Origin of the sequence: Methylobacterium sp. WL120, assembly GCF_008039465.1 — a bacterium.
Taxonomy (GTDB): Bacteria; Pseudomonadota; Alphaproteobacteria; order Rhizobiales; family Beijerinckiaceae; genus Methylobacterium; species Methylobacterium cerastii.
Window position 1 is genome coordinate 34,605 of the sequence record NZ_VRUT01000008.1, and the last position, 15,522, is coordinate 50,126.

A 15,522-nucleotide genomic window follows, 5' to 3' on the forward strand; every position below is an offset into this window, starting at 1 on the left:
GGGACCAAAGGCCAGACGCGCCCTACCGACACAAACGGCAACGCCGTAAAAGCAATGCGCATCGTTACTGCAGAAGAGCCGGAGAACTTCGGCCTGACCAAACCCAAGATGAATGAGGCTGCGGCCGAGATGGGTTGAGACAGCTGCTGCGCGATCGGCAGGTATGCCGGCAGAACGTTGGGCCGAGAGATCGCACGAAATGCGGTCACCAAACGATAGGCGAAGTCGCGAGGGTGTTGACTTTTTGATACGAATGTCGGCTTCTGTAGGAAATTGCACTCCACTACAGGCACCGACATGGCCGCGGACAACCCAGCCGAAATTTTTATCGACGAGGAATTTCCTTCGACGATACGCCCCCTCATCCCATCCGCTCTGCGCCGTGCGTATGCGACTGCCGACAGAACTATCGATCAGAACGTTTATCTATCGACTCCGGGTGGTCAGTATCAGCGCGGCGATCTTATTATGTTAGCCGTGTCGTTCGAACTTGAGCGATTGGTCAAAACCGGTGACCTACCCTTCGACGGTAGTTGGGAGAACTATGCTCGGCCTACGGGCAAACATTTCGTAATTAGAACAAATCGCGCTCTGATTACAGCTAATCAAGTCGAAGATGCTAGCAAAAAACCACGCAAAGCTGTTTTCCGTGCAAATTTTGAGGAGTCCAATCAATCTCTATTGTTTGAAGACGATGAAGCAGAGCGCCGCAGAAAAATTGAGCAAGCAATCTTAGATGGTGAGCGGCGGTCATTGCACATACTTCATGGATATCAAGATCTCAATTTCGCACACATCGCTTACCCAAGCCCGGACAAAAATGGTCACATATTTCGGACCAATAATTTGATGCGATTGCCGCACGTGGCGATCGGCATGTTGACCCCACCCGAAGGTCCTACGGAGTCACCAGACCCTGAGATCATCGAGAGCATCGAACGGCATTTTCGTGACAATGACTAAGGTTTTATCTTTCCCGGATCGTAGTTCTGGCTTCTCTCCTGCTCGGCTAGTCGAAGCCCGGCTCGCCAAGCAGAAGTCGCGTGCCGAATTAGCGCGAGAGATAGATCTTAGTGGGCAAGCTATTGGTCACTATGAGACTGGCGAACGCCGTCCAGACATGTCTGTAATTATCCGTATCGCAAGCGCGCTAGAACAACCCGTTCCGTTTTTTCTAAAGCCAAGCCCTTCTATTGAGCGCCATCAAGGTACTCGCTATTTCCGTAGCGTGGGCGCTCGATCCAATAAGCTTAACTACGCTCTTGACGTCAGGGCTAAATGGCTCTGGGAACTGGTAAACCTCGTTGGATCCGAAATTCGTTTTCCGGCGCCCAATTTGCCCGATATTCTCCCTCCAGAGCACGGCATACATTACACTCTTGAAGAGTTGGAGAGTGCTGCAGAGCGCGTCCGGAGGCACTGGGGGCTAGGTGACGGTCCAATTGCAAATGTCGTAGCGCTGTTCGAGACTCATGGCGTAATAGTTACAAGACTCAGCTTAATATCAGACGATGTAGACGCCTTTTCATGCTGGATCGAAAAGCGTCCTTACATTTTGCTTGGCTCCGAAAAGCAGTCAAGTTGTCGATCAAGATTTGATGCAGCCCATGAGCTTGCTCATTTGCTACTTCATCGCGATATAGCACAAGAAGATTTAGAGGAAAAATCCGTCAGAGAACGCATAGAATTGGAGGCTCATGCTTTTGCTGCAGCGTTCCTATTTCCTCGCGTGGCGATGATGCGTGAGTTTTTTTCAACCCGTTTAAGTCATCTTAAAGGACTTAAATTACGGTGGCGAGTTTCGATGCAGGCAATCGCACACTGGGCAAAACGGCTCGGAATTATCGACGATTATCAGTATGTGTTGTTTAGAAAACAGATCAGCTCAAATAAGTGGAACAAAATTGAGCCGCTTGATAGAGAAATACCCATTGAAATGCCGCAATGGCTCCTCAAGTGCTGGCGCCTTTTTGCTGCAAGGCGCGCCTTACCCGCTCAAGGCGTAGAAGATACAATTGGCTTTTCGCTTAATCTGATTGCGAACTTATTTGGCGCACCTGGGGAAACTAGCCTGCTCACGAGATCGGTTGTCGCAACTGGATAGCGGCGCGTCATACTTGACGCAAAAAAAGTTCGGTTTCAAACTGAGACACTATCAGCCAACGGCAGCTCTGGATTCCGAGCTCGCCGTCGGCGCCGCGGAATGACAGGGTCGGGGCCGCTTACCCGGCATCGGACACCCTGCCCCTACACCACCACCGTGATCGCCTGCGCCGCCCGCGTCAGGCCGGTGTAGAGCCACCGTGCCCGGTGCTCGCGGAAGGCGAACGATTCGTCGAACAGCACCACCTTGTCCCACTGCGAGCCTTGCGCTTTGTGCACGGTGAGCGCGTAGCCGTAGGTGAACTCGTCGGTCTCGCGGCGCAGGAACGCCGGGATCTCCTCCTCGGACCCGGAGATCACGGCGCGTAAAACCTTGATGTCGACGGCGCGCTTGCGCGTGCCCCCGTCGTCCTCGGGCACCACGTCGAGGCGGATCGTGTCGGGGCGGGGCGGGGCGCGCAGGGCCTGCACGGTCCAGGTCGAGCCGTTGAGCAGGCCCTTGGTGCGGTCGTTGCGCAGGCAGACCAGCTTCTCGCCCACCGCCGGCATCGGGTCGACGTGGCCGGCGAGCTCCCGCAGCCGCCCGTTGTAGAGCCGGCGGGTCTTGTTCATGCCCACCAGCACCTGGTCGCAATCGAGCACCTGGGTCGGGTCGATCGACCGGCGCGAGACCACGCGGCTGGCGCCGTACGCGCCGAGCTCGAGTCGGCCGCCCTCGCGCACCGTCATCGCCATGCGGACGATCGGGTCGTCCTTGGCCTGGCGGTGGACCTCGGTGAGCATCACGTCGGGCTCGGCCTCGGTGAAGAAGCCGCCGCCGCGCACCGGCGGGAGCTGGGCCGGGTCGCCGAGCACCAGCACCGGCTTGTCGAACGACAGCAGGTCGTGGCCGAGGTCGGAGTCGACCATCGAGCACTCGTCGATGACGATGAGGTCGGCCTTGGCCGCCGGCCCGGCGCGGTTGAGGGAGAAGGCGGGGCCGCCCTCTTCCGTCTCCTTGGTGCGGTAGATCAGCGAGTGGATCGTCGCGGCGTCCGCGCAGCCCTTCTGCCGCATCACCGAGGCCGCCTTGCCGGTGAAGGCGCCGAACACGACGGAGCCCTCGACGTCGTCGGCGATGCGGCGGGCGAGCGTGGTCTTGCCGGTGCCGGCGTAGCCGAACAGCCGGAAGACCTGGGCGGCGCCCTTGTCCTTGCGCCAGGCCGCGATGGCCTTCAGCGCCGCGTCCTGCTGCGGGGCGAAGTGCTTGGGCGTGTGCGAGTGGTTGGGCAAGTGGTCGGGCAAGTGGTCGGGCAAGTGGTTGGATAGGTCCTCGTGCAAGGGCTTGTGCAAGGGCTTGTGCTTGTGCGCGTCCTCGGCGCGGTCGTCGCTCACGGCCAGCGCACGGTGGGTGGCAGCGAGGACAGGATCGAGGCGACGTTCCCGCCGGTCTTCAGGCCGAAGATCGTGCCGCGGTCGTGCAGCAGGTTGAACTCGACGTAGCGCCCGCGCCGCACCTGCTGCTCCAGCCGGTCCTCCTCGGTCCACGGCGTCGCGACGTTGCGCCGGACGATCTCGGGATAGGCCGCGAGGAAGGCGCCGCCGACGTCGCGGGTGTAGGCGAGGTCGGCCTGCGGGTCGCCGGTCCAGTGGTAGTCGTAGAAGATCCCGCCGACGCCGCGGGGCTCCTTGCGGTGCGGCAGGTAGAAGTACTCCTCGCACCACCGCTTGTACCTGTCGTAATCCGCAGCAGGAGCGTGGGCATCGCACGCCGCCTTGAGGCAGGAGTGGAAGTGCTGCGTGTCGGGGTCGTCCTGCGTGCGCCGGCGCTCCAGCACGGGGGTGAGGTCGGCGCCGCCGCCGAACCACGTCTTCGTGGTCACCACGAAGCGGGTGTTCATGTGCACCGTCGGCACGTTCGGGTTCCACGGATGCGCGATCAGCGAGATGCCGGTGGCGAAGAAGCGCGGGTCCTCGGCGGCCCCCGGCATCTGCGCGCGGAATTCCGGCGCGAACTCGCCGTGGACCGCCGAGACGTGGACGCCTGCCTTCTCGAACACCCGGCCGTGCAGCATCGCCATGGTGCCGCCGCCGCCCGGGAGGCCGGTGTGGTCGGTGCGCTCCCAGGGGGTCTTCTTGAAGGTCTGCGCAGCGTCCGGCGCGTCCGGGTGGAAGGGGCCGCTCGCGTCGGCCTCCAGCGTTTCGAGCGCGGCGACGATGCGGTCGCGCAGCGTCGTGAACCACGCGGTCGCCTCGGCCTTGAGCGCCGTGATGTCGGCCTCGGGCAGACGGGGGAGGGCGGGTGTGTCCGGCATCGTCATGGAGGCGGATGTCCCATTCCGCTCACCCGCCGTCAATTCACCGACGGCGAAACCGGGCCGCACCCCTCGCTTGACTTCGAGCACGCTCGAAGTCGTAGCCTCCAGAACATCGTGCCGAGGGCCAAAGGGTCCCAGGAGCACGGGGTGCATGCGGATCGGCGAACTCGCGCGACGCTCTCGGCTGACGGGCCACACCATCCGCTACTACGAGCGGATCGGGCTGCTGCCGTTCGTTGGCCGCGATGCCTCCGGGCATCGGGACTACGACGCGTCGATCCTGACCTGGATCGGCTTCCTCGACCGCCTCAAGACCACCGGCATGCCGATCCGGACGATGCTCGAATACGCGGCCCTGCGGCAGGCCAGACCGGCGACGGCCCCGGACCGCAGGCTGCTGCTCGAACGGCATCGCGTGCAGGTCCGCGCGCACGTCGCCGCGTTGCGGGAGGCCCTGACGGTCCTGGACACGAAGATCGCCGGCTATGCCGACACCACCGAAGGGATGAACGATGACGACGGACCAGCAGAACCCGACGACGGAAAGCCGCTACGCGCGCGGCGCCCGCGCGCTCGCTGAGATCGACGGGAAGGGCGGGGAGCACGTGGTGGCGGCGCTCGCCGACATCGCGCCGGACTTCGCCCGCTACCTGATCGAGTTCCCGTTCGGCGACATATACAGCCGCCCCGGCCTCGACCTGCGGTCGCGCGAGATCGCCACGATCGCGGCGCTGACCACGCTGGGCAACGCCGCCCCGCAACTGAAGGTGCACATCGCGGCGGGGCTGAACGTCGGCCTGTCTCGCGACGAGATCGTCGAGACCATCATGCAGATGGCGGTCTATGCCGGCTTCCCGGCCGCCCTCAACGGCCTGTTCGCCGCCAAGGAGGTCTTCGCGGCGCGCGCGACGGCCTGAAGCCGACCGCGCGCCGCGACCACCGGATGCGGTGGGGTTCGCGATCAGCCGATCTGCTGGCTCTGGGCGCCGCTGTCGGGGCGTGCCGGGCCGAGCACCGGCTCCTGGCCCATCGGCGCGTTCTGGACGACGTTGTAGACGCCCTTGCCGTCGAGCGACGGGCCGCTGGTCCAGCGCCCCTCGGGGGCCGGGGAGCCTTCGACGCCGGTGGCGAAGAAGCTGTAATTGTACTTCTGGTGCTCCTCGCTCTGCGGGAAGCTGTTCGGGATCGGCAGCGAGCCCTCGTAGCCCCCCAGCTCCTCGATCACCGCGAGCCATTGCTGCTGGTGCATCGTGTCGCGTGCGATGAGGAAGCTCCACATGTCCTTCATGCCGGGATCGTTGGTCGCGTTCGACAGCCGGACCGCGAGCACCCGCCCCGTCGTCTCGGCGGCGACGTTGCAGTACATGTCGGCAGCGAGGTTCCCGCTCGCGTAGACGTGGCTCATGTCGAAGGGCACGCCCTCGCAATTAGCCGGGAAGGCGGCCATGCCGGTCGAGAGTAGGTGCCGGTGCAGCATGCCCTCGACCACGTGGCGCGGGTTCTCTCCGCCCATGACGGCGCCGACCACCTTGTCGGCGACGCCCGCTTCCTGAAGCTTGGTCGGCGCGTTCTCGAGGTTCATCGCGACGGCGGTCGCCAGCATCTCGATATGGCCCATCTCCTCGGTCGCCGTGTTGAGGAGCATGTCCCGATACTTCGTCGTCGGCCCGCGGGAGCCCCACGCCTGGAAGAAGTACTGCATGCAGACGCGGATCTCGCCCTCGATGCCGCCGATGGCCTGCTGCAGCATGCGCGCGTAGACCGGGTCCGGGCTCTCGACCTTGACAGGATACTGGAGCCGCTTGTCGACATAGAACATATGTTATTTCCTTCGTGGAAAGTTGAGTGAACGACAAGCAAAGATGATCCCGCGCCTCTCGACGCGAAGTTCGCTCGTCTTACCCCCTGAAACCTTGGTTTTCTGAATCGGTTCACGCCGTCACGGCAGAAATATCCTCCGCCGCCCCGCGTCTCTCGCCTGCTTCACCTGCCTGCGCGGGCCGCAGGAGACCGTTCGCCCTCTGGAGGTGCGGCGGGCATCGCGTGCGGTTCAGGGCGTGAGACCAGCCCTTAGGACGACCCCTTGCGCGGTCCCTTGCCCGGCTCCTTGCCGGATCGCCTCGCCGCAGATCATCGCCGCGGCCACGGCGACGTTGAGCGAGCGCATGCCCTCTCGGATCGGCACCACCACCCGCGCGTCGGCCGCCGCGTGGACCGCCCCGGGGACGCCGGCCGATTCGCGCCCCATCAGGACGCAGTCGCCGTCGCGGAAGGCGAAGTCCGTGTAGGGCAAGGCGCCCGCGGTGGTGGCGAGCACCAGGCGGATGCCCTCCTGCACGCGCCACGCCGAGAACGCCGCCCAGGAGCGGTGCCGGGTGATCGCGACGTGGTCGAGGTAGTCCAGCCCCGAGCGGCGCAGGTGCCGGTCGGACACGTCGAAGCCCGCCGGCTCGATGATCTCGACGGCGAGCCCGAGGCAGGCCGCCATGCGCAGCAGCGTGCCGGTGTTCTGTGGGATGTCGGGCTGGTAGAGCGCGAGGCGGAGCATGGCCAAAGGGGATATCCGCTCCGGCCCCGCCGACCAATCCGCCTCGGCGAGGCTGGCCGACCGGCGCCCGCGCATGGCAGCCCCGACGCGCTGCGGCATCGCCTCCCGCTTGGCCGGGACCGCGGCGCGCTTACATGAGGATCACGCCTCCCCGACGCAAAGCACCCGCAAAACCATGTTCCTCGACTGGCTCGAGCGCCGCATCGACCCGTTCGCGCCCTTCGACGCGGAGCGGATGCCGCCCAGCACCGTGCTGGGCTTCGCCGCGTTCTACCTGCGGCCGATGCGGGCCGCCCTCGCCGCCCTGTTCGTCATCGCTGTGGTGGCGGGCACGGTCGAGGCCTCGCTCTACCTGCTGATGCGCTGGTTCATCGACCTGATGAACGGCGCCGACCGCACGACCCTGCTGCAGGAGCACGGGCTCGGGCTGGCGCTCGCCGCCCTGTTCCTCGTGGTCGTGCGCCCGATCACGATCTGGCTGCACGAGGTCGCCTCGAACCAGCTCATCGTGCCGCAGACCACCAACCAGGTCCGCTGGCGCACCCACCTTTATACCCTCGGCCACTCGCTCTCGTACTTCCAGGGCGACTTCGCCGGCCGCCTTGCCAACCGCATCGTGCAGGTCGGCCCGGCGGTGCGCGAGATCGCGGTCGTGTTCATCGACACCTTGCTCTACGTGGCGATCTACGCGATCACCGCGGTCGGGCTGTTCTCGTCGATCTCGGTGTGGCTGGCCCTACCGGTCGTCGTCTGGATCGCGGCCTACGCCGCGCTGACGGCGTGGTTCGTGCCCCGCGCCCGAGAACGGTCGCACCGCACCGCCGAGACCCGCTCGGCGCTGGTCGGCCGCGTGGTCGACAGCTACACCAACATCCTCACCGTCAAGCTCTTCGCCCGCGACCGCGAGGAGCGCGCCGCCGTGCGCGAGGCGATCGACAGCAACATTCGGACCTACCTGCACCAGTTCCGGCTGGTGACGCTGACGACGACCCTGCTCGGCATCCTCAACAGCGCCCTGCTGCTGGCCACCGGCAGCCTGTGCCTCGTGCTGTGGCAGCGCGGCGGCATGACGACGGGGGAGGCCGCCGCCGGCCTCGCCCTGGTGCTGCGCCTGCTCGCGATGTCGGGCTGGGTCATGCAAACCGTGCGCGGCGTGTTCGAGAACGTCGGCGTGATCCAGGAGAGCATGCAGACGATCAGCCGTCCGCACGGGCTCGTCGATGCGCCCGACGCCGCCGTGCTGAAGGTCGCGGGCGGCGACATCCGCTTCGAGAACGTCGGCTTCCATTACGGGCGTGGCGACGCCAACGTGATCGAGAACCTGTCGCTCCACATCCGGGCCGGCGAGAAGGTCGGCCTCGTCGGCGTCAGCGGCGCGGGCAAGACCACGATCACCTCGCTCTTGCTGCGCCTGCACGACGTCGAGAGCGGCCGCATCACCGTCGACGGCCAGGACATCGCGCGCGTCACGCAGGATTCGCTGCGCGGCGCCATCGCCATGGTCAGCCAGGACACCTCGTTGCTGCACCGCTCGATCCGCGACAACATCGCCTACGGCCGCCCCGACGCGACCATGGACGCGGTCGCCCGCGCCGCCGAGCTGGCGCATGCCGACGCCTTCATCCACGACCTCGTCGATCACAAGGGCCGGCGCGGCTACGACGCCCAGGTCGGCGAGCGTGGGGTGAGGCTCTCGGGCGGCCAGCGCCAGCGCATCGCCATCGCCCGGGTGATCCTCAAGGACGCTCCCGTGCTGATCCTCGACGAGGCGACGTCGGCGCTGGATTCCGAGGTCGAGGCGGCGATCCAGGAGAGCCTCGACACCCTGATGCAGGGCAAGACCGTGCTCGCCATCGCCCACCGGCTCTCGACCATCGCGGCGCTCGACCGCCTCGTGGTCATCGACGAGGGCCGCATCGTGGAGGAAGGGACGCATGCCGAGCTGATCGGCCAGGGCGGTCTCTACGCCCGCCTGTGGGAGCGGCAATCGGGCGGCTTCCTGCCCGACCGGGCGCCCAAACCCGAGGCCCGTCAGATTTCCGACGCGTTGCCGGGGTAGGTCTCGTCGATCACGCGCGCTTCCCTCCCCCGCGGCGGGGGAGGGTGGGCCTCGCGTGAGCGAGGGTCGGGAGAGGGGAACCAACCTCTCCGGATACGGTGCTCCCCTCTCCCGACCCGCTTCGCGGGCCACCCTCCCCCGCAGAGGGGGGAGGGAAGGTCGGCTCTGAGCAACGTCCAAATCGAGAGACCAAGACATGCCGGCATTCGGCCTCGCGGCGTCCGCCGTTGAGGGACGGCCCCCGTTTCGCCGGCCCTGGATCACGGAGCTGCGCGCGACGCTCGCGCTCGCCGCCCCCCTCGTCTTTACCAATCTCGCCCAACACGGGCTGATCACCGCCGACACGGTGATGCTCGGGCGACTCGGAGCCTCCGAGCTCGCCGCGGCGACGCTCGCCACCAGCCTGTACTTCATCCTGTTCATCTGCGGCATCGGCCTGACCTCGGCGGTGGCGCCTCTGATCGCGGAGGCGCTCGGGCGCGACCGCACCGATTCGGACGCCGTGCGCCGCATCGTGCGCGCCGGCTTCTGGGCCGCGACCCTCGTCGCGATCCCGCTGATGCTCGGCCTGTGGCACACGCAGGCGTTGCTCGAAGCGATCGGCGAGCCGCCGGCGCTGGCCGAGGCCGCCGGCCGCTACATGCGGGCGCTGCAATGGGCGATGTGGCCGGCTCTGCTGTTCATGGTCATGCGCGGCGCCTTCGCGGCGCTGGAACGCCCGAACTGGCCGCTGGCCGCCAGCCTGTTGGCGTTACCGGTCAACGTCGGCCTCGGGATCTGGCTCGCCTTCGAGGGGCCCGGGCGCCTCGGCATGGGCTTGGTCGGGGTCGGCATCGCCACCACCTGCGCGGCGTCCTTCACGCTCCTCGTGCTCGTCGCGGTGATCCTACGCGACCGCGGCCTGCGACAGTACCGGCTGCTCCATCGGGTCTGGCGCTTCGATGCGGCGCGGCTCTCCGCCCTGTTCCGCCTCGGCCTGCCGATGGCGGGAACAGGCCTGGCCGAGGCCGGGCTGTTCGAGGCGGCGGTGCTCGGCATGGGCCTGTTCGGCGCGGCGCAGCTCGCCGCGCACGCGGTGGCGATCCAGATCGCGGCGCTCTGCTTCATGGTCCCGAACGGGGTCGCGCAGGGCGCCACCGTGCGCATCGGCCTGCGGCACGGTGCGCACGACCGCGCCGGAGTGCGGCTCGCCGGCCGCGTCGCGCTGGGACTCGGCTTCGGCTTCATGCTGGTCTGCGCCAGCCTCCAACTCGGCGCGCCGCGCCTGCTGATCGGGCTGTTCCTCGACGTCGACGCACCCGCCAACGCGTCGGTGATGCCCTACGCGGTGGGCTTCCTCGGCTTCGCGGCCATGTTCGCCGTAGCCGACGGGGTGCAGTCGGTCGCCCTCGGCATGCTGCGCGGCCTGCAGGACACGAAGGTGCCGATGTGGATCGCCGTCGGCGGCTACTGGGGCGTCGGCGTGCCTGCCGGCGCGGCGCTGGCCTGGGGCGCGGGGCTGCAGGGCTACGGGATCTGGCTCGGCTTCTGCGCCGGCCTGTTCGTGGTGGCGGTTCTGCTCACCGCGCGCTGGCGCCGGCTGACCGCCCTACCGCCGGCGCGGTAGGACGACACGATAGGAAGGCCGATCCGTGTCGCGAGGAACGCCGCTCCGTGTCGCCCTACCGCGCAGCTTGGCTTGACTTCGGGCGACGTGCGGTCGCATTGCACAGATTAGAACGATGATGCTCTGGTCCACCCTGCGCGGGCGGCCCGACGCGTCGGGCGTGCCCGGAATTCCATCCGCTCGGGAGCGCTCCACCGACCCGCCCGACGGCACGACACCGGGCGACGGCACACTGGGAGATTGACGACCTTGGCGAACACCTCCGCCGCCGCGTCCACCGGCACAGCCGCCCCGGACGGAACCCGCCGCGACTTCATGTTCCTAGCCACGGGCGCAGGCCTCGCGGTCGGCGTCGGCGCCGTCGCATGGCCCTTCGTCGCCTCGATGGCACCGGACGCCGCGACCATCGCCGCCGGCGCGCCGATCGACGTGGACCTGACCCCGATCACCGACGGCCAGATCGTCAACGTGTTCTGGCGCGGCAAGCTGATCTTCGTCCGCAAGCTCACCGAGAAAGAGGTGACGGACATGAAGGCGATTCCAGAGGGCCAGCTTTCCGATCCGGCCCCCTTCGGCGCGCGGGTCAAGAAGGGCCACGACCAGTGGCTCGTGGTCTACGGCAACTGCACCCACCTCGGCTGCGTGCCGATCGGCCACCAGGGCAACTTCGAGGGCTGGGCCTGCCCCTGCCACGGCTCGCAGTTCGACGCCGTCGGCCGTGTCCGCCGCGGCCCCGCCCCGATCAACCTTCCGATCCCGCCCTACTCCTTCCAGACCGACGCGAAGATCCGCATCGGCGAGGAAGCCAAGGCCGCGGCCTGAGACACGAGGGACATCCCATGAGCGCTCACGCCAACGCCTACGTCCCCAAGAGCCGCGTCGCGAAGTGGTTCGAGGCGCGCCTGCCCATCGTCGGGCTGGTGCATTCCTCGTTCGTCGCCTTCCCGGTGCCGCGCAACCTGAACTACTTCTGGACCTTCGGCGCCATCCTGATGGCGTTCCTCGGCATCCAGATCGTCACCGGCGTCTGGCTCGCCATGCATTACGAGCCCTCGGCGACCCAGGCGTTCAACTCCGTCGAGCACATCATGCGCGATGTGAACTACGGCTGGCTGCTGCGCTACGCACACGCCAACGGCGCTTCGATGTTCTTCGTCGCCGTCTACGTGCACATCTTCCGGGCGCTGTATTACGGGTCGTACAAGGCCCCGCGCGAGGTGCTCTACATCCTCGGCGTGATCATCTATCTCCTGATGATGGCCACCGCCTTCCTCGGCTACACCCTGCCGTGGGGCCAGATGAGCTTCTGGGGCGCCACCGTCATCACCAACATCCTCGCCGCGATCCCCGTGGTCGGCGACACCATCCAGAGCCTGCTCTGGGGCGGCTATTCGGTCGGCAACCCGACGATCAACCGCTTCTTCTCGCTGCACTACCTGCTGCCATGGATGATCGTCGGCGTCGTGGTGCTCCACGTCTGGGCGCTGCACGTCACCGGCCAGAACAACCCGACCGGCATCCCGATCAAGTCCTCGAAGGACGCGGTGCCCTTCACCCCCTACGCCACGATCAAGGACGTGTTCGCCGTGGTGGTGTTCATGATCCTGTTCGCGTGGTTCATCTTCTACCAGCCGAACTACCTCGGCCACGCCGACAACTACGTCCCGGCCAACCCCGCCGTGACCCCGGCCCACATCGTGCCCGAATGGTACTTCCTGCCGTTCTACGCGATCCTGCGCGCGGTGCCCTCGAAGCTCGGCGGCGTCATCCTGATGTTCTCGGCGGTGCTGATCCTGGCGCTCGCGCCCTGGCTCGACACGTCGCGGGTGCGCTCGTGCAACTACCGCCCGATCTATCGCCAGTTCTTCTGGCTGTTCCTCGCGGTCACGGTCATCCTCGGCTGGCTCGGCGCCAAGCCGCCGGAGGGCGGCTACGTCATCGCCTCGCAGATCTGCACCTTCTACTACTTCGCCCACTTCCTTCTCGTCATGCCGATCGTCGGCCTGATCGAGACCCCGAAGGCGCTGCCCGGATCGATCCTGGAGAGCGTCACCGGGCCGGGCAAGCAGGTGAGCGGGTCGGGGATGCCGGCGGGCGCCGCCGCGGCGCCGACCACCAAGGGCTGAGGGCAGGACCGGAACCGACGATGAAACTCTCGAGCCTTCTCGCCGCCTCCCTGCTGGCGCTTTCCCTCGGCGCCCCGCTGGGCTCCTCGGCGGCCTCCGCCGAGGACGCCCACGGCGGCAACCAGCCGCCCCGCCTGAAGTGGAGCTACGCCGGCGTGTTCGGCCGGTTCGACCAGGCCCAGCTCCAGCGCGGCTTCCAGGTCTACAAGGAGGTCTGCTCCGCCTGCCACTCGATGAAGCTCGTGGACTTCCGCAACCTCGCGGAGGAGGGCGGCCCCGACTTCTCGGAGAGCCAGGTCAAGGCGCTGGCCGCGACCTACCAGGTCAAGGACGGCCCCAACGACGCGGGCGAGATGTTCGAGCGGCCCGGCCGCCCGGCCGACAAGTTCCCGCCGCCCTTCCCGAACGACCAGGCGGCCGCCGCGGCCAACGGCGGCAAGGCGCCGCCGGACTTCTCGGTGCTCGCCAAGGCCCGCACCTTCGAGCGCGGCTTCCCGTGGTTCATCACCGATGCGCTCCCCTTCGTGGGCTATTCCGAGCAGGGCGTGGACTACATCCACGCGGTGCTGAACGGCTACGAGGAGCCCCCGAAGGGCACCGAGGTGCCGGACGGGGTGCACTACAACAAGTACTATCCCGGCCACCTGATCGCGATGCCGAACCCGATCAGCGACGGGCAGGTCACCTACGCCAAGAACGAGGCCGGCCAGCCGGTCGTGCCGGAGACGGTCGACCAGTACACCCGGGACGTCGCGGCCTTCATGGCCTGGGCCGCGGAGCCGCACATGATGGCGCGCAAGGCGCTCGGCCTGCGGGTGATCCTGTTCCTGATCCTGCTCTCGGGCCTGCTCTACTACGTCAAGAAGCGCGTCTGGGCCGACGTCGGCGGCGAGGTCCACGGCCTCCAGCCCGAGCTGCACAAGGCGGGCTGATCGCGCGATCGATCCACGGACGACCGAACGGGTCCCTCGCGGGGCCCGTTCGCGTTTTTGCGCCGCACGCGGATCGTGATAGCGGGTCGCGGAGATCTCGACCTCGCCGAGACCTGCGCGGGTCCCTTCTCCCAGGGGGAGAAGGACAGGATGAGGGGCGTGAGCTTTCCGGAGAGATCACGGCCCTCACCCCAACCCTCTCTCCCTGGCAGAGAGAGCTCCGTCGCGGATCCCGTACCCCACCAGTCTCAACGGACGAACGACATGACGGCAGCGGTGCTCGGTGTGATGGGCGGGTCCGGGGTCTACGACCTGCCGGGGCTCGAGGACGTGCGCGAGGAGCGGGTCGCCTCGCCCTGGGGCGAGCCGTCCGACGCCCTGCGGATCGGGCACGTCGGCGACACCAAAGTGGTGTTCCTGGCCCGGCACGGGCGCGGGCACCGGCTCTCGCCCACCGGCATCGACTACCGCGCCAACATCGACGCGATGAAGCGGGCCGGCGTCACCGACCTCGTCTCGCTGTCGGCCTGCGGCTCGTTCCGCAACGAGCTGCATCCGGGCCTGTTCGTGCTCGTCGATCAGTTCGTGGACCGGACGGTGGGGCGTCCGTCTTCGTTCTTCGGCAACGGCTGCGTCGCCCACGTCTCGCTCGCCCACCCGGTCGGCCCGAACCTGCAGAAGCGGATCGCGAACGCGGCCGAGGCCGAGGGGATCGCGGTGCACCGCGGCGGCACCTACGTCTGCATGGAGGGGCCGCAATTCTCCTCGCTCGCCGAATCGAAGAGCTACAAGGCGCAAGGGTTCGACGTGATCGGCATGACCAACATGCCCGAGGCCAAGCTCGCCCGCGAGGCCGAGATCACCTACGCCACCATCGCGATGGTCACCGATTTCGACTGCTGGCATCCGGGCCACGACGCGGTCGACGTGGCCGCCGTCGTCGCAGTGGCGCGGGCCAACGCCGACAAGGCCGCCCGCCTCGTGGCGCGGCTCGCCCGCGACCTGCCCGCGACCCGCGAGGATTGCCCAGCGGGCTCGCACCGGGCGCTCGACGGCGCGATCATGACGGCGCCGTCCCACCGCGACCCGGAGCTGCTGGCCAAGCTCGACGCGGTGGCGGGGCGCGTGCTCAACGGTTGAGCAGCCCCTTTCCCCGGCGACGGCTTCCGCACTAGAAGGCACCAAAGCCGGCCGCGTCGGCCCGGCCAACGAAAAATCACGAAGCCCATGCGCAGCGCCAGCATCAGCCGGAAGACGGCGGAGACCGACGTCTCGGTCTCGATCGACCTCGACGGCACCGGCAAGATCGGGATCGCCACCGGCGTCGGCTTCCTCGACCACATGCTGGAGCTCTTCGCCCGGCACGGGCTGTTCGACGTCGAGGCCCGGGTGACCGGCGACCTGCACGTCGACCAGCACCACACGGTGGAGGATTGCGGCATCGCGCTGGGCCAGGCCTTCGCGAAAGCGCTCGGCGACAAGCGCGGGATCGCGCGCTACGCCGACATCCACATGCCGATGGACGAGACCCTGAGCCGCGTCGCGATCGACATCTCGGGCCGGCCGTTCCTGGTGTTCCGCACCGCGTTCCGCGTCGAGAAGATCGGCGCCTTCGACACCGAACTGGTGCGCGAGTGGTTCCAGGCCTTCGCCATGAACGCCGGCATCACGCTCCACGTCGAGACGCTCTACGGCGACAACGCCCACCACATCGCCGAGAGCTGCTTCAAGGGGCTGGCCCGCGCCTTGCGGAAGGCCGTCGCGGTCGATCCTCGGGAGGAGGGGCGGGTGCCCTCGACCAAAGGTTCGCTTTAGGTCGGGGTTCGCTCTGGGCCGGGGTTCGCTCTAGGG

Annotated in this window: 15 protein-coding genes; 11 read left to right on the forward strand and 4 right to left on the reverse strand. The window is 67.1% G+C overall.

Annotated elements, in window-relative coordinates; genetic code table 11:
* Nucleotides 1–297: 297 nt before the first annotated feature.
* Nucleotides 298–963: a hypothetical protein gene (locus tag FV229_RS03160; protein WP_147750549.1), complete on the forward strand. Its 666-nt coding sequence runs from the start codon at nucleotides 298–300 to the stop codon at nucleotides 961–963.
* Complete coding sequence (locus FV229_RS03165; RefSeq protein WP_246688027.1) at nucleotides 956–2,104, forward strand: XRE family transcriptional regulator; 1,149 nt, start codon at nucleotides 956–958, stop codon at nucleotides 2,102–2,104. Before FV229_RS03160 ends, FV229_RS03165 begins: the two co-directional genes overlap by 8 nt.
* Before the next feature lie 143 nt (nucleotides 2,105–2,247).
* Here the strand turns inward: FV229_RS03165 and FV229_RS03170 are convergent, their stop codons facing one another.
* Nucleotides 2,248–3,375, reverse strand: a complete 1,128-nt coding sequence (locus FV229_RS03170) for an ATP-dependent RecD-like DNA helicase (RefSeq protein WP_147750578.1) — start codon at nucleotides 3,373–3,375, stop codon at nucleotides 2,248–2,250.
* Nucleotides 3,376–3,473: 98 nt separating this feature from the next.
* On the reverse strand, nucleotides 3,474–4,403 hold the full coding sequence (hemF, locus tag FV229_RS03175; protein ID WP_147750551.1) for an oxygen-dependent coproporphyrinogen oxidase: 930 nt from the start codon (nucleotides 4,401–4,403) through the stop codon (nucleotides 3,474–3,476).
* 148 nt (nucleotides 4,404–4,551) lie between these two features.
* On the opposite strand from hemF, the gene FV229_RS03180 reads away from it, so the two are divergent.
* Nucleotides 4,552–4,980, forward strand: a complete 429-nt coding sequence (locus tag FV229_RS03180) for a MerR family transcriptional regulator (RefSeq protein ID WP_147750552.1) — start codon at nucleotides 4,552–4,554, stop codon at nucleotides 4,978–4,980.
* The gene (locus FV229_RS03185) at nucleotides 4,913–5,317 is read left to right on the forward strand and encodes a carboxymuconolactone decarboxylase family protein (RefSeq protein WP_147750553.1); all 405 of its coding nucleotides are present in this window, start codon (nucleotides 4,913–4,915) and stop codon (nucleotides 5,315–5,317) included. The genes FV229_RS03180 and FV229_RS03185 overlap by 68 nt, the downstream gene beginning before the upstream one ends.
* Nucleotides 5,318–5,361: 44 nt before the next feature.
* Here the strand turns inward: FV229_RS03185 and FV229_RS03190 are convergent, their stop codons facing one another.
* Together FV229_RS03190 and FV229_RS03195 are read right to left on the reverse strand one after the other, a co-directional pair.
* Entirely contained in the window at nucleotides 5,362–6,219 is an 858-nt protein-coding gene (locus tag FV229_RS03190) for a manganese catalase family protein (RefSeq protein WP_147750554.1), read from the reverse strand.
* 231 nt (nucleotides 6,220–6,450) lie between these two features.
* Complete coding sequence (locus FV229_RS03195) at nucleotides 6,451–6,948, reverse strand: tRNA (cytidine(34)-2'-O)-methyltransferase (RefSeq protein ID WP_147750579.1); 498 nt, start codon at nucleotides 6,946–6,948, stop codon at nucleotides 6,451–6,453.
* Nucleotides 6,949–7,123: 175 nt separating this feature from the next.
* Between FV229_RS03195 and FV229_RS03200 the strand changes: the two genes are divergently transcribed.
* The 7 genes from FV229_RS03200 to hisB all read left to right on the forward strand — a co-directional run bounded on the left by FV229_RS03200 (nucleotide 7,124) and on the right by hisB (nucleotide 15,486).
* Complete coding sequence (locus FV229_RS03200; protein WP_147750580.1) at nucleotides 7,124–9,007, forward strand: ABC transporter ATP-binding protein; 1,884 nt, start codon at nucleotides 7,124–7,126, stop codon at nucleotides 9,005–9,007.
* A 196-nt stretch (nucleotides 9,008–9,203) separates the two neighbouring features.
* Nucleotides 9,204–10,613, forward strand: a complete 1,410-nt coding sequence (locus FV229_RS03205) for an MATE family efflux transporter (RefSeq protein WP_147750555.1) — start codon at nucleotides 9,204–9,206, stop codon at nucleotides 10,611–10,613.
* Nucleotides 10,614–10,862: 249 nt separating this feature from the next.
* Nucleotides 10,863–11,435: a ubiquinol-cytochrome c reductase iron-sulfur subunit gene (gene petA / locus FV229_RS03210; RefSeq protein WP_147750556.1), complete on the forward strand. Its 573-nt coding sequence runs from the start codon at nucleotides 10,863–10,865 to the stop codon at nucleotides 11,433–11,435.
* A gap of 17 nt (nucleotides 11,436–11,452) precedes the next feature.
* Nucleotides 11,453–12,739, forward strand: a complete 1,287-nt coding sequence (locus FV229_RS03215) for a cytochrome b N-terminal domain-containing protein (RefSeq protein ID WP_147750557.1) — start codon at nucleotides 11,453–11,455, stop codon at nucleotides 12,737–12,739.
* Nucleotides 12,740–12,759: 20 nt separating this feature from the next.
* Nucleotides 12,760–13,671 carry a cytochrome c1 gene (locus FV229_RS03220; protein WP_147750558.1) on the forward strand — a complete coding sequence of 304 codons (912 nt, stop codon included), beginning with the start codon at nucleotides 12,760–12,762 and terminating at the stop codon, nucleotides 13,669–13,671.
* Nucleotides 13,672–13,935: 264 nt separating this feature from the next.
* Entirely contained in the window at nucleotides 13,936–14,811 is an 876-nt protein-coding gene (locus FV229_RS03225; RefSeq protein WP_147750559.1) for an S-methyl-5'-thioadenosine phosphorylase, read from the forward strand.
* A gap of 87 nt (nucleotides 14,812–14,898) precedes the next feature.
* On the forward strand, nucleotides 14,899–15,486 hold the full coding sequence (gene hisB / locus FV229_RS03230; RefSeq protein ID WP_147750560.1) for an imidazoleglycerol-phosphate dehydratase HisB: 588 nt from the start codon (nucleotides 14,899–14,901) through the stop codon (nucleotides 15,484–15,486).
* The last annotated feature ends 36 nt before the right edge of the window (nucleotides 15,487–15,522 follow it).

Coding starts and splice junctions, on each gene's coding strand:
- FV229_RS03215 (WP_147750557.1), top strand. CDS start 11,453: ATGAGCGCTCACGCCAACGCCTACGTCCCCAAGAGCCGCGTCGCGAAG.
- FV229_RS03180 (WP_147750552.1), top strand. CDS start 4,552: ATGCGGATCGGCGAACTCGCGCGACGCTCTCGGCTGACGGGCCACACC.
- FV229_RS03220 (WP_147750558.1), top strand. CDS start 12,760: ATGAAACTCTCGAGCCTTCTCGCCGCCTCCCTGCTGGCGCTTTCCCTC.
- FV229_RS03160 (WP_147750549.1), top strand. CDS start 298: ATGGCCGCGGACAACCCAGCCGAAATTTTTATCGACGAGGAATTTCCT.
- FV229_RS03185 (WP_147750553.1), top strand. CDS start 4,913: ATGACGACGGACCAGCAGAACCCGACGACGGAAAGCCGCTACGCGCGC.
- hisB (WP_147750560.1), top strand. CDS start 14,899: ATGCGCAGCGCCAGCATCAGCCGGAAGACGGCGGAGACCGACGTCTCG.
- FV229_RS03200 (WP_147750580.1), top strand. CDS start 7,124: ATGTTCCTCGACTGGCTCGAGCGCCGCATCGACCCGTTCGCGCCCTTC.
- hemF (WP_147750551.1), bottom strand. CDS start 4,403: ATGACGATGCCGGACACACCCGCCCTCCCCCGTCTGCCCGAGGCCGAC.
- FV229_RS03205 (WP_147750555.1), top strand. CDS start 9,204: ATGCCGGCATTCGGCCTCGCGGCGTCCGCCGTTGAGGGACGGCCCCCG.
- FV229_RS03195 (WP_147750579.1), bottom strand. CDS start 6,948: ATGCTCCGCCTCGCGCTCTACCAGCCCGACATCCCACAGAACACCGGC.
- FV229_RS03165 (WP_246688027.1), top strand. CDS start 956: ATGACTAAGGTTTTATCTTTCCCGGATCGTAGTTCTGGCTTCTCTCCT.
- FV229_RS03225 (WP_147750559.1), top strand. CDS start 13,936: ATGACGGCAGCGGTGCTCGGTGTGATGGGCGGGTCCGGGGTCTACGAC.
- FV229_RS03190 (WP_147750554.1), bottom strand. CDS start 6,219: ATGTTCTATGTCGACAAGCGGCTCCAGTATCCTGTCAAGGTCGAGAGC.